Here is a 12409-nt window from a genome sequence, read left to right on the forward strand (position 1 = left end):
CGGCGGGCCGAAAGGCCCGCCGGCACAGAAAGTCTGACCGGTGAATTATACCCTGCAGTTCGGCCCGATCTGGGACAACCGCGCGCTCATCATCGACGGCTTCATCACCACGGTCCTGCTCTCGGCGGCGGCGCTGGTGCTCGCGATCCTCATCGGGATCCTGGTCGGCACTGCGGCGACGGCGCAGTCCCGCTCGCTGCGCGCGCTCTCGATCGCCTATGTAGAGTCGATGCGGAACATCCCGCTGCTGATCCATATGTACTTTTGGTATAACGGCCTGTCTTTCCTGAAGATCCCGGCCTTCTGGTGCGGTGTCCTCGGACTCTCGCTCTATTCGGGTGCCTATGTCGCCGAGATCGTCCGCTCGGGTATCGGCAGCGTGCCGCGCGGCCAGCGCCAGGCGGCGCTCGCCAGCGGGCTGACCAATGCGCAGGCCATGCTCTTCGTTGTCTATCCGCAGGCGATCCGAGCCATTATTCCCTCGCTCGCCAGCGTGTTTTCGCAGCTCATCAAGGATTCCTCCCTGGCCTCGGTGATCGCGGTGGCCGACATCACCTACCAGGCGAGCGCGATCGAGGGGCAGACCTTCCGCACCTTCGAGATCTACATCACCGTCTGCCTGCTCTATCTCGCGCTGGTGACGCTGGTCAGCCAGACGCTGACCATCCTGTCAGGCACGCGCGACGGTCTCGCCCGGAGGGTGGCCGATGCCTGAGGTCATTCTCAAGAACCTGCCCTTCATGCTGCAGGGGCTGGCGACCAGCCTTCAGATCTCGGCGATGGTCGCGCTGGGCGGCACGCTGCTCGGACTGGTCGTTGCGGTTATTCTCTACAGCCGCGTGCCGGTGCTCTCGGCCGTAGCGCGGGTTTATATTGAGTTCATCCGCGGCACACCGCTGCTGGTCGTGCTGTTCATCGCCTTCTTCGGCCTGCCCGCGCTGTTCGGCTATCAAACCACCGCCTACAAGGCGACGATCGTCGCATTCATCCTGTTCATCGGCGCCTACCTCGCGGAGGACATCCGCAGCGGCCTGATGACGGTCAAGCCGACGCTCAACCAGGCCGCGCTGGCGACCGGGCTGACGCAGGGCCAGGCTCTGCGCTTCGTCGTCGTCCCGCTGGCGGTGCGCCGCATCATCCCGACGCTGTTCAATCAGTATGTCCGGCTCTTCAAGTTCACTTCAGTAGCCTCGGTCATCGGCGTCGCGGAGTTCACCGGCAACGCCATGCTCGTCAACGCCCGTGAGTTCCAGCCGGTGACGATCCTCGCCTTCGTCGCCCTCACCTATCTGGTGATCTGCCTGATCCTCTCGGGCATCGGCCGCTGGCTCTATGCGCGATTGGCGGTCAGCTGATGGCCTTCGCTCTCAAGGTCAATGCAATGGACAATCCCACGATCGTCATCGACAGCGTCTCGAAGGCCTATGGCTCGACGCAGGTGCTCCACAATTGCAGCACGAAGATCGCCAAGGGCGAGGTCGTCGTCGTCTGCGGCCCGTCCGGCTCCGGCAAGAGCACCCTGATCAAGTGCGTCAACGGGCTGGAGCCCTTCCAGTCCGGCAGTATCAGATTCGAGGATGTCGAGGTCGGCTCGCCGCGCACCAATTTGCCGAAGCTGCGCATGCGCATCGGCATGGTCTTCCAGCATTTCGAGCTCTATCCGCACATGACGGCGCTGGAGAATATCATGCTGGCGCAGGTCCGCGCCCTGAAGCGCTCGCGCGCCGAGGCGGAGGCCCGATCGCGCAGCCTGCTCAAGCGCGTCGGCCTCGAGGCCAAGGCGGATTCGAGGCCGGCGAATCTTTCCGGCGGCCAGCAGCAGCGCGTCGCCATCGCGCGCGCGCTCGCGCTCGACCCGCAGGTCATGCTGTTCGACGAGCCGACCTCGGCGCTCGACCCGGAAATGATCAGCGAAGTGCTCGACGTGATGATCGAGCTCGCCGGTGAGGGCATGACGATGGCGGTGGTGACCCACGAGATGGGCTTCGCGAGGCGCGTCGCCGACCGCGTCATCTTCATGGACCAGGGCTGCATCGTCGAGGACGCCCCCAAGGAGCAGTTCTTCGCCGCTCCCGCGAGCGAGCGAGCCCGCGAATTCCTGTCGAAGATCCTGGCGCACTGAGAACAATCCGGCACCACGGCGACCGCAACGCGAGGGAGATAGACTATGCAGATTCCCGTCAGGTGCGCGCTGATGCGCGGCGGCACGTCCAAGGGCGCCTATTTCCTCGCGGAAGACCTGCCGTCCGACCCCGCCGCGCGAGACCGTCTGTTGCTCAGCATCTTCGGCTCCCCCGATCCGCGCCAGGTCGACGGCGTCGGCGGCGCCCACCCGCTGACGAGCAAGACGGCCATCGTCTCCCGTTCGACCCTGCCGGATTGCGACATCGACTTCCTCTTCGGCCAGGTCGGCATCGCCCAGCCGGTCGTCGACACGACGCCGAACTGCGGCAACATCCTCTCCGGTGTCGGGCCCTTCGCGATCGAGCGCGGGCTGATCGCGCCGACGGGAGACCGGACCCGGGTTCGCGTCCGCACCATCAACACCGGTACCATCGCCGAATTGCTGATCGAGACGCCCGGCGGACGCGTGAACTACGGGGGCGACGCGCGGATCGACGGCGTGCCGGGCACGGCGGCGCCCGTCACCATCGACTTCCTCGACGCAGCCGGCTCCGTCTGCGGCTCGCTGCTGCCGACCGGTAACGCCGTGGATATCGTCGACGGCGTGCCCTGCACGCTGATCGACAACGGCATGCCGGTGATCGTGATGCGGGCGGCCGATGTCGGGCGAACCGGCTACGAGCCACGCGACGAGCTCGACAAGGACGGTGAGCTCAAGGCGCACATCGAGCGCATCCGGCTGGCCGCCGGGCCGCTGATGAATCTCGGCGATGTCGCAAAGAAGGTCGTTCCGAAGATCGCGCTCCTCGCTCCGCCGCAGCAGCCGGGCGGCCATGTCTCGACCCGCAGCTTCATCCCGCATGAATGCCACGCCTCCATCGGCGTCTTTGCGGCGGTGACGGTGGCGACGGCCTGCGTCCTGCCCGGGTCGCCCGCGGCATCGGTCGCCCAAATCCCCGAAGGCCGGGTGAAGACTCTCTCGGTCGAGCATCCGACCGGCGAGTTCAGCGTCCGCATCGAGGTCGGCGGCACGGCCGAACAGCCCGTCGTCGAGCGCGCCGGCCTGCTGCGAACGGCCCGCCTGCTGTTCGACGGCACCGCCTATGCCCGCGCCGAAGCGGCCTGAGACATCCCAAACACAACCTCGAAGGTTCAACCCATGACTGCTTCCCAGAAGACCGGCCTCGTCGTCACCGCCCATCCCGGCGATTTCGTCTGGCGTGCCGGCGGCGCCATCGCGCTCCACACCGCCAAGGGCTATCGCGTCAAGATCGCCTGCCTATCCTATGGCGAGCGCGGCGAGAGCCAGTTCGCCTGGAAGAAGGCGGGCGTCAGCATGGCCGCGGTCAAGGAGCAGCGCCGCGACGAGGCGCAGCGCGCCGCCGAGCTGCTCGGCGCGGAGATCGAGTTCTTCGATGCCGGCGATTATCCGCTGCGGGGCACGGAGGAGATCCTCGGCCGGCTCGTCGACATCAACCACGAGCTGAAGCCGTCCTTCGTGCTGACCCACGCGCTGGCCGATCCCTACAATATCGACCATCCCGAGGCGACGCGGCTGGCGCAGGAGGCCCGCATCATCGCGCAGGCGGCCGGCCACAAGCCCGACCCGAACCGCGCCTATTCCGCCCCGCCGGTCTTCCTGTTCGAGCCGCACCAGCCCGAGCAGTGCGACTTCAAGCCCAACGTCATCCTCAACATCGATGATGTCTGGGAGAAGAAGCGCGCCGCCTTCGAAATCCTCGCCGCCCAGAAGCACCTCTGGGAGTACTACACCCGCGTCGCGCTGAACCGTGGCATGCAGGGCGGCCGCAATTCCGGCCGGTCGATGACCTATGGCGAGGCCTATCAGCGGCTCTTCCCGATGGTTCTGGAGGAACTCGCGTGAAAACCGTCGTCGTCCGCAACATCCCCCGCACCGATAAAGGCGCCATTGCCGATCTCGCCGAATGCGGCGTCTCCACCAGCCATGAAGCGATGGGCCGCACCGGGCTGATGAAGCCCCATATGCGCCCCGCCTGGGCCGGCGCCGCCATCGCGGGCAGCGCCGTCACCGTGCTTGCCCAACCCGGCGACAACTGGATGCTGCATGTCGCGGTGGAGCAGTGCCAGCCCGGCGACGTGCTTGTCGTCGCCGTCACCACCGACAACACCGACGGCATGTTCGGCGACCTGCTCGCGACCTCGCTGATGGCGCGCGGCGTCCTCGGCATCGTCATCGACGCCGGCGTGCGGGACGTGAAGTCGCTCCACGAAATGGGCTTTCCGGCCTGGTCGCGCGCGATCTCGGCCAAGGGCACGGTCAAGGCGACGCTGGGCGCGGTCAACGTGCCGGTGGTCTGCGCAGGCGCGGTGGTCAATCCGGGCGATGTCATCGTCGCCGATGACGACGGCGTGCTGGTCGTGCCGCGCCTGCAGGCCGCCGATGTCGCCGCCAAGGCAAAGGCGCGCAAGGCCAACGAGGATGAGAAGCGCCAGCGTCTCGCTTCCGGCGTGCTGGGCCTCGACATGTACAAGATGCGCGAAGAGCTGACGCGGCAGGGGCTGGTCTATGTCGACCATGCCGAGGAGATCGGCCAGATCTCCCCCTGATTGCCAGGCGAGCGGCTTGCTGCAGCCAATGTGCAGGGCGGTGAGAAAACCATCCAGTGAAGCGCCTGCGTTTGTGCGGGCGCGGGCGGCGTAAAAGTCGTCCACTGGATAGGCTGATCCCTTTCGGGGTCGGCGGGGATGTTCGCTGTGGAGGTCTACGCGGCGGTTCGCGATTTCGTTTTCAATCAGAAGCAGAGCCGACGGGAAGCGGCTCGCGTGTTCGGGCTGAGCCGCGAAACGATCGCCAAGATGTGCCGGTTCTCGATCCCTCCGGGCTACACGCGCACGAAGCCGGTCGAGAAGCCGAAGCTCGGTCCGCTGCTGCCGGTGATTGAGGCGATCCTGGACGGAGACCGGGCGTCTCCGGTGAAGCAGCGCCATACGGCGAAGCGGATCTTCGAGCGGCTGCGGGACGAGCACGGCTTTGCCGGCGGCTACACGGTGGTGAAGGACCATGTGCGGCTCTGCCGGGCGCGGGGCCGCGAGACCTTCGTTCCGCTGGCCCATCCGCCCGGTCACGCCCAGGTGGATTTTGGCGAGGCGCTGGCGGTGATCGGCGGCGTGCGGCAGAAGATCCACTTCTTCTGCCTGGACCTGCCACAGTCGGATGCCTGCTTCGTGAAGGCGTATCCGCGCGAGACGACGGAAGCGTTCCTGGACGGTCACGTCTCGGCTTTTGGCTTCTTCGGCGGTGTGCCGCTGTCGATCCTCTATGACAACACCCGCATTGCGGTGGCGAAGATCTGCGGCGATGGCCGGCGCGAGCGGACGCGGGCCTTCACGGAGCTGGTGAGCCACTATCTGTTCCGGGATCGGTTCGGGCGCCCGGGCAAGGGCAATGACAAGGGCAAGGTCGAGGGGCTGGTGAAGTATGCCCGCTCGAACTTCATGACGCCGATCCCTTTGGCGGCGAGCTTCGCCGAACTGAACGCGATGTTGGCCGAGCGCTGCCGCCGGCGACAGGACGAGCGGGCCGGCCGGCATGCCCAGACGATCGGAGAGCGGCTTGTTGCCGATCTCGGGGTCTTGCGCCCTTTGCCGGCAGTGCCGCTGGAGCCGTGCGAGAAGCGTGGTGCGCGGGTCTCGTCGACGGCGCTGGTCCGATATCGGTCGAACGACTACTCGGTCCCGACGGCCTATGGCTTCCAGGACGTGGTGGTGAAGGGCTTCGTCGAGGAGGTCGTGATCCTGTGCCGGGGCGAGGAGATTGCCCGCCATCCCCGCAATTACGGGACGGGCGTGTTCGTCTCCGATCCGCTGCACTATCTGGCGCTAATCGAGGAGAAGCCGAACGCCCTCGACCAGGCCGCGGCCTTGCAGGGCTGGGACCTGCCCGAGGCCTTCCAGCACCTGCGCCATCTCCTGGAAGCGCGCATGGGCAATCGCGGCAAGCGCGAGTTCATCCAGGTGCTGCGGCTGCTGGAGGCCTTGCCGCGCGAGGTCGTGAGCTTCGCCGTCGGCGAGGCGATCCGGCTGGGCGCGATCGGCTTCGATGCGGTGAAGCTGATCGCGCTGGCGCGGCTGGAACGGCGCCCGGCCCGTCTGGATCTGGCGGCCTATCCGTATCTGCCGAGGACTACGGTGAAGACGACCTCGGCGGCCGATTACGCCGTGCTCCTGCCGGGAGCCGCGGCATGACGGGCTCGGGGAAAGAGACGATGCCGGCGGGCACGACCGCTGGAACGCCGCAGGTCCTGCTGGCGCACCACCTCAAGCAACTGAAGCTGCCAACCGTCCTGCGCGAGTACGACAAGGTGGCACGGGAATGCTCCCGCGACGGCGTCGATCATCCCCGCTACCTGCTACGGTTGGTCGAGCTCGAACTGATCGACCGGGAGCGGCGCACGGTCGAGCGGCGGATCCGGGCGGCGCGCTTCCCAGCGGTGAAGAGCTTCGACACCTTCGACTTCACGGCGATCCCGAGCCTGAACAAGATGCTCGTGCTGGAGCTGGCGCGCTGCGGCTACATCCTGCGCCGGGAGAACATCATCGCGCTCGGCAACAGCGGCACCGGCAAGACCCATGTCGCCCTCGCGCTCGGGCTGGCCGCTTGCCAGAAGGGCTTCTCCGTCGCCTTCACGACGGCGGCTTCGCTGGTCAACCAGCTCCTCGAAGCCCGCGACGAGAAGCGCCTGCTCAGGCTCCAGCGCGAGTTGCAGGCGGTCAAGCTGCTGATCGTCGACGAGCTCGGCTATGTGCCGCTGTCGCCGACCGGCGCCGAGCTCCTGTTCGAGATCTTCTCGCAACGCTACGAGCGCGGCTCAACCATCGTCACCTCGAACCTGCCCTTCGAGGACTGGACGTCCGTCCTGGGATCGGAGCGCCTCACCGGCGCGCTGCTCGATCGCCTGACCCACCACGTCAGCATCCTCGCCATGAACGGCGACAGCTACCGCCTCAAACAATCGGCCGGCCGCCGGCGCGCCTCCGCCGCGGCGGGGCAAAAACAGACCACCGCCAACGAAGCCGATCCAGAAACCGGCGAGATCATCCCCTGATCAATCCCGACAGCGCGATATGGCAGGGGCCCCGATCGGGGCCCCTGCCATATCCGCCACCCTCAACGCCAGTGGCCTGCTTTTACTCCGCCACGCTGGCCTGGAATCCGACCGCCGTTGACAATGCTTCTGGCGGATCTCGGTGCCGAGGTCTTCACGGTAGCCGGCGGCCGTGCGGGCGATGCAATCCCAGAATTGTCTCGTGGCAAGCACTTCATCACGCTCGATCTAAAGATCGATGCTGCGCGCGAGGCCCTGCTCCGCCTCATCGACGCAGCCGATGTGCTGGTCGAGGGCTTCCGGCCCGGCGTCGCCGACAGGCTTGGCGTCGGCTGGGAGGCGGTTTCGGCGCGCAACCCCCGCCTCGTCTACTGTTCGCTGACGGGATACGGCCAGACCGGCAAGCGGGCGCAGGAAGCCGGCCACGACATCAACTATCTCGCGGTGAGCGGCGTCCTGGGCGCGCTAGGTCCCGCCGGCGGGCCGCCGCAGCCTCCGCTGAACATCGTCGCGGATCTCGCCGCCGGCAGCATGCTGGCCGCCTTCGGGATCCTCGCGGCTCTGATCGAGCGCAACACGTCCGGCCGCGGACAATATGTCGATGTCTCGATGGTCGAAGGGGCCCGCTCGCTGTTGGCGATGGTCTACCCGCTTTGGGGCACCCCGGTCATGCCGAGCCGCGGCGAGGGCCTCTTCAATGCTCCCTTCTATCGCTGCTACGCCTGTGCCGACGGGCGCTATGTCGCCGTCGGCGCGTTCGAGCGCGGCTTCTTCGAGACACTCTGGCAGGCGGTCGGGTCCGGACCGACGCCAGACCATATGGACACGCGGCAATGGCCCTTCATTGCCTCGACGCTTGAAGTGGCCTTCGCGACCCGGCCCATGGCCGATTGGGGAGCGCGCTTCGTCGGCTCGAATGCATGCGTAACCCCGGTGCTCGCGCCCGACGAGGCCGTGATGGAGGCCGGCGAACCGACCGGGGGAGCCACGCCTGCGCCCGTCGTCCCCCGCTTCAGCAGAACGCCCGGGCAGGCGCGGCCGGTCGACCTCGACGACGCAACCGCTGACGTCCTGAAACAGATTGGCCTCACCGCCGACGAGATCGCGGCTGTGGTCGCGACCGAGGAAGCCCCCCGGAAAACCGGCATCGACTGGCCACCGGTATTTGGCACCTGAATTTCACTACGCGGAGAAGGTACATGCTCGATGCCGAGGCGTATGAACAGTTTCGCGCGACGGTCAGGCGGCTCGCGGACGAGCGCGTGGCCCCCCATGCCGCGGAGGTCGATCGTTCCCGCTCCCTGCCGGAGGAATCGATCAAGGCGTTTCGCGACGCCAATCTGATCGGACTGCCTTTCCCCGAGGAGTTCGGCGGCCAAGGCGGCGACCTGATGACCCAGGTCATTGCCGTCGAGGAAATCGCCCGCGTCTGCGCTACGTCCGCGCTCTCTCTGTTCACGAGCTGGATCGTTCTGGATCCGCTTGTCCGCTTCGGCTCTCCCATGCTCGTCGAGGAGATCGTGCGACCGGTTTCCTCGGGAGAGCAGGTGGCAGCCTGGTGTCTGACCGAGCCTGCGGGCGGCTCCGACCTCGCCGGCATCAAGACCAGGGCGGAACAGGCCGGCGACGGCTGGATGCTGAACGGCACCAAGCGCTTCATAACCAACGCTACCTGGGCTGACTGGTATATGGTTTTGGCCCGAACCGGGGAGGGCCGGCAGTTCGGCATCTTCGCGGTCCATCGCGATGATCCCGGCATCAGCTTCGGAGCGCGCGAGCGGAAGATGGGCGTGCGCGGCTCGCCGACGGCCGACGTCATCCTCGAGAACTGCCGCATCAGTGCAGACCGCGTCGTCGGCGATCCCTTCAAGGGATACGAGTACATGAATGTCGGACTGACCAATTCGCGCGCGGTGATCGCGGCCGAGGCGCTCGGCATCGCCCAGGGCGCGCTGGACGAAGCCGTCCGCTACACCAAGGGCCGGCAGCAGTTCGGGCAGACGATCTCTCGCTTCCAGATGATACGCGGCATGGTCGCGGACATGGCGGTGAAGGTCGAATCCTCGCGCGCCCTGCTCTATCGCGCCGTGAACCTGATCGAGACCGACCCCGGGCAGGCGCGCGCCTTCGCCTCAATGGCCAAGCTGCTGTGCAGCGACACGGCAATGGCGGTCACGACCGACGCAGTCCAGCTGCATGGCGGCTACGGTTATCTCGAGGACTATCCGGTCGAGCGCATGATGCGGGATGCGAAGATCACCCAGATCTACGAGGGAACGAACCAGATTCAGCGCCTGATCATCGCGAAGCATGTCTATCAGGACTGAGGATAGCGTCATGAGCCCATCAGTTCTCGCCGATACCTTGGTCATCGATATGAGCGAGGTCTACCAGGCCCCGCTCGCCGCGCAGGTGCTGGGCGATTTCGGAGCCGACGTCATCAAGGTCGAGCGTCCGGGCGCCGGCGACGTCATGCGCAACATGGACTCATACGCCCGCGACCGCGGGCTGGTGGGTTGCTACTTCGCCTCCGCCAACCGCAACAAGCGCTCGATCACGCTGGATGTGAAGGTCCCCGAAGGCCGCGTAGCGCTGCTGCGCATGATCGAGAAAGCGGACGTCCTGATCCACAACTACCGTCCGGGCGTCATGGAGCGCCTCGGCCTCTCTTATGAAGACGTCGCGGCGATCAACCCGCGTATCGTCTATGCGGTTGCGACCGGGTTCGGCGAGGATGGCCCGATCGCCCACCGCCCGGCGCAGGACATGATCGCCCAGAGCCTCAGCGGCATCGCGCTGGCCGGCGTCGAGCCCGGCGAGCAGCCACGGATCATGGGCGCCGCCGCAGTCGATTTCTCGTCCGGCATGATCCTGGTCCAGGGCATTCTTCTCGCCCTCCTCGAACGCACCCGTTCGGGCCGGGGCCAGCAGGTGAATGCCTGCCTGCTCGATACCGCGATGGCAATCCAGAGCGCCGAGGCCGCGTCTCTGCTGATGTATGACTACGAGACCAACTGGCATAAGCGCGGCCTGAGCTTCGTCGTGCCGACCAGTGACGGCTGGGTCACGATCCTCGGCTTCTTCCGGCCCAATCCGTTGCGCTTGTTTTGCCAGGCTCTGGGAATCTCCGATCTGAGCCAGGAGCCGGAATTCGCGACCATCGACCTGCAGATCGCACGGAAGGACGATCTCAGCGCGCTGATCAGCCGCGAGGTCGCAAAATACACCACCGAGGAATGCGTCGCGCGCTTTGAGGCACAAGACATCATTTGCTCCCCGGTGTTGCCGCTGAAGGAGGCGCTCTCGCACCCCCAGGTCAAGCACAACGGCATGGTCGCGCGCATGACCATACCCGGGCAGGGCGAGGTCGAGCTGGTCGGGAGTCCGCTGAAGCTGTCGCGAACCGGCCCCGAGATCCGGCGTGGCCCACCGCCGCTGGGGTATCACGCCAGCGAGATCCTCGCGCAGTTCGATTACGACACGGATGAGATCGCGCAGCTTTTGCGGGCGGGCGCCCTCGGGCCAGCCGGCAAGGGCCGGCCGGCATGACAGCCGATCCCCGCTTGAACACGCTCCCCGACATATTGTGCGAGCAAGCGGCGCTGGCGCCGGATGCCCCGTTCATCACGGTCCTCGGCGAGGGGCACGCAACCCGGGCAACCTCCTATGAGGCAGCCTTGCGCATCGCGGCGGGGCTGGGTCGGCTGGGCGTCGCGAAGAGCGAGACGGTCGCCGTCATGGGGCCGACAAGCCTCGCGACGCTGCATGCATGGATGGGCATCAACTGCGCGGGGGGCATAGAGGTGGCGCTCAACGGCGCATACCGGGGCGCGGTGCTCGAGCACGCCCTCAACACGATCGGCGCCGGAATCATCATCATCGCGCAAGCTCACCTTCCGGTCCTGCGCGCGAGCGAGGCGGCGCTGACCCATCTTCGCAAGGCGATCTATTTCAGCACCGACGAGGAGGCAACCGCCGAGCCACCAGCCTTCGCCCGGATCGAGCTCATCCCCTTTTCGAGCCTGATCGAGAGCGAACCGCTCGCCGCGCCAGTCGCAGTCAGCCATACCGACATCGGCTCGATGATATACACCTCCGGCACATCCGGGCCGGCCAAGGCCGTGCGCATGCCGTTTGCGCAGATCGCCTTCCTAGCGCAGCGTACCGTCGACAAGCTGCGCCTGCAGGCCTCGGATCGCTTCTACTGCGCCCATCCCCTCTTCCACATGGCCGGCAAGTTCATGGGGGTCCAGGCCATGCTTATGGCTGGCGGCTCGATCGTGCTCGACCAACGCTTCGACGCAGCCCACTGGCTCGACCGCGTCCGCGTCCATGGTGCCACCGTCAGCCTCGGCCATGGGCCGATGGTGGAGATGATACACGCCCGTCCCCCCGGCACCGACGATCGCGAGCACCTGCTCCGGCGCATGATCATGGTGCCGTTCCCCCGCGCCGTCGCCCACGCCTTCGAAGAGCGCTTCGGCATCCGCGGGATCGAATGCTGGGGCATGACCGAAATCAACGCGGTCTGCTGGGCGCCCTACGACGAACCGCTGCGGGCCGGATCCTGCGGAAAGGTCGACGCCGACTGGTACGATTTCCGGGTCGTCGATCCCGACAGCGATGAGGAGGTCGCCACAGGCTCGGTCGGCGAATTCGTCATCCGGCCGACGAAGCCCTGGCTCATCATGCAGGGCTACCACGGCATGCCCGACAAGACGGTCGACGCCTGGCGGAACCTTTGGTTTCACACCGGTGACGCCGGCTACATCGACGACGCCGGCTATGTCTATTTCGTCGACCGCCTGGGCGACCGCATCCGGCGCCGCGCCGAGAACATCTCCTCTTACGATATCGAGAGCGCTGCGTCCGGGCACCCCAGCGTCGCCGAATGTGCGGCGGTGGGGGTTCCCTCCGAGTTCGAGGACGACGACGACGTTAAGCTCTGCGTCGTGCTGAAGCCAGGCCGGCAGGCCGATCCGGAGACCTTGCTCCGCCACCTCGCGCGCACGCTGCCGCACTACATGGTGCCCCGCTACATCGCCTTCCTCGCCGCCCTGCCACGGACGCCGACGAACAAGATTCAGAAGAAGCTCCTGATGACAGCCGCTTTCGACCAAGTCTGGGATCGAAAAGCTTCGGGTGTCAGCCTGAAAGATCTGGCGAGAGACGGTCCTGCGTGACTGCCGAACGCGACT

At 66.5% G+C, this 12409-nt stretch carries 12 protein-coding genes; all 12 read left to right on the forward strand.

Going from position 1 to position 12409, the window contains the following annotated elements:
* The first annotated feature begins 40 nt into the window (after nt 1–40).
* The 12 genes from M9917_RS01840 to M9917_RS01895 all read left to right on the forward strand — a co-directional run bounded on the left by M9917_RS01840 (nt 41) and on the right by M9917_RS01895 (nt 12394).
* Nucleotides 41–715, forward strand: coding sequence for an amino acid ABC transporter permease (locus tag M9917_RS01840; protein WP_297250602.1), 675 nt, complete (start codon nt 41–43; stop codon nt 713–715).
* Nucleotides 708–1355: an amino acid ABC transporter permease gene (locus M9917_RS01845; protein ID WP_297250603.1), complete on the forward strand. Its 648-nt coding sequence runs from the start codon at nt 708–710 to the stop codon at nt 1353–1355. Before M9917_RS01840 ends, M9917_RS01845 begins: the two co-directional genes overlap by 8 nt.
* On the forward strand, nt 1355–2122 hold the full coding sequence (locus M9917_RS01850) for an amino acid ABC transporter ATP-binding protein (RefSeq protein WP_465246312.1): 768 nt from the start codon (nt 1355–1357) through the stop codon (nt 2120–2122). The genes M9917_RS01845 and M9917_RS01850 overlap by 1 nt, the downstream gene beginning before the upstream one ends.
* 45 nt (nt 2123–2167) lie before the next feature.
* Nucleotides 2168–3250 (forward strand): 4-oxalomesaconate tautomerase, encoded by a 1083-nt coding sequence (locus tag M9917_RS01855; RefSeq protein ID WP_297250604.1) that lies wholly within the window; start codon nt 2168–2170, stop codon nt 3248–3250.
* A 33-nt stretch (nt 3251–3283) separates the two neighbouring features.
* Nucleotides 3284–4009, forward strand: a complete 726-nt coding sequence (locus M9917_RS01860) for a PIG-L deacetylase family protein (RefSeq protein WP_297250605.1) — start codon at nt 3284–3286, stop codon at nt 4007–4009.
* Nucleotides 4006–4713 (forward strand): 4-carboxy-4-hydroxy-2-oxoadipate aldolase/oxaloacetate decarboxylase, encoded by a 708-nt coding sequence (locus M9917_RS01865; RefSeq protein WP_297250606.1) that lies wholly within the window; start codon nt 4006–4008, stop codon nt 4711–4713. Before M9917_RS01860 ends, M9917_RS01865 begins: the two co-directional genes overlap by 4 nt.
* Before the next feature lie 138 nt (nt 4714–4851).
* Nucleotides 4852–6351, forward strand: a complete 1500-nt coding sequence (gene istA / locus M9917_RS01870; protein ID WP_297250232.1) for an IS21 family transposase — start codon at nt 4852–4854, stop codon at nt 6349–6351.
* Nucleotides 6348–7211, forward strand: coding sequence for an IS21-like element helper ATPase IstB (istB, locus tag M9917_RS01875; protein WP_465246306.1), 864 nt, complete (start codon nt 6348–6350; stop codon nt 7209–7211). The genes istA and istB overlap by 4 nt, the downstream gene beginning before the upstream one ends.
* A 123-nt stretch (nt 7212–7334) precedes the next feature.
* Entirely contained in the window at nt 7335–8387 is a 1053-nt protein-coding gene (locus M9917_RS01880) for a CaiB/BaiF CoA transferase family protein (protein ID WP_297250607.1), read from the forward strand.
* Nucleotides 8388–8410: 23 nt separating this feature from the next.
* The gene (locus M9917_RS01885) at nt 8411–9538 is read left to right on the forward strand and encodes an acyl-CoA dehydrogenase family protein (protein ID WP_297250608.1); all 1128 of its coding nucleotides are present in this window, start codon (nt 8411–8413) and stop codon (nt 9536–9538) included.
* A gap of 10 nt (nt 9539–9548) precedes the next feature.
* Nucleotides 9549–10760: a CaiB/BaiF CoA transferase family protein gene (locus M9917_RS01890; RefSeq protein WP_297250609.1), complete on the forward strand. Its 1212-nt coding sequence runs from the start codon at nt 9549–9551 to the stop codon at nt 10758–10760.
* The gene (locus tag M9917_RS01895; protein ID WP_297250610.1) at nt 10757–12394 is read left to right on the forward strand and encodes an AMP-binding protein; all 1638 of its coding nucleotides are present in this window, start codon (nt 10757–10759) and stop codon (nt 12392–12394) included. The genes M9917_RS01890 and M9917_RS01895 overlap by 4 nt, the downstream gene beginning before the upstream one ends.
* The last annotated feature ends 15 nt before the right edge of the window (nt 12395–12409 follow it).

The organism is Bosea sp. (in: a-proteobacteria) (genome assembly GCF_023953965.1).
In the GTDB taxonomy this organism is placed as follows: Bacteria; Pseudomonadota; Alphaproteobacteria; order Rhizobiales; family Beijerinckiaceae; genus Allobosea.

Bases quoted from the DNA above. Each gene is read 5' to 3' on its own strand.
- M9917_RS01855 (WP_297250604.1), top strand. From the start codon at position 2,168: ATGCAGATTCCCGTCAGGTGCGCGCTGATGCGCGGCGGCACGTCCAAG.
- M9917_RS01885 (WP_297250608.1), top strand. From the start codon at position 8,411: ATGCTCGATGCCGAGGCGTATGAACAGTTTCGCGCGACGGTCAGGCGG.
- istB (WP_465246306.1), top strand. From the start codon at position 6,348: ATGACGGGCTCGGGGAAAGAGACGATGCCGGCGGGCACGACCGCTGGA.
- istA (WP_297250232.1), top strand. From the start codon at position 4,852: ATGTTCGCTGTGGAGGTCTACGCGGCGGTTCGCGATTTCGTTTTCAAT.
- M9917_RS01890 (WP_297250609.1), top strand. From the start codon at position 9,549: ATGAGCCCATCAGTTCTCGCCGATACCTTGGTCATCGATATGAGCGAG.
- M9917_RS01895 (WP_297250610.1), top strand. From the start codon at position 10,757: ATGACAGCCGATCCCCGCTTGAACACGCTCCCCGACATATTGTGCGAG.
- M9917_RS01860 (WP_297250605.1), top strand. From the start codon at position 3,284: ATGACTGCTTCCCAGAAGACCGGCCTCGTCGTCACCGCCCATCCCGGC.
- M9917_RS01845 (WP_297250603.1), top strand. From the start codon at position 708: ATGCCTGAGGTCATTCTCAAGAACCTGCCCTTCATGCTGCAGGGGCTG.
- M9917_RS01880 (WP_297250607.1), top strand. From the start codon at position 7,335: ATGCTTCTGGCGGATCTCGGTGCCGAGGTCTTCACGGTAGCCGGCGGC.
- M9917_RS01850 (WP_465246312.1), top strand. From the start codon at position 1,355: ATGGCCTTCGCTCTCAAGGTCAATGCAATGGACAATCCCACGATCGTC.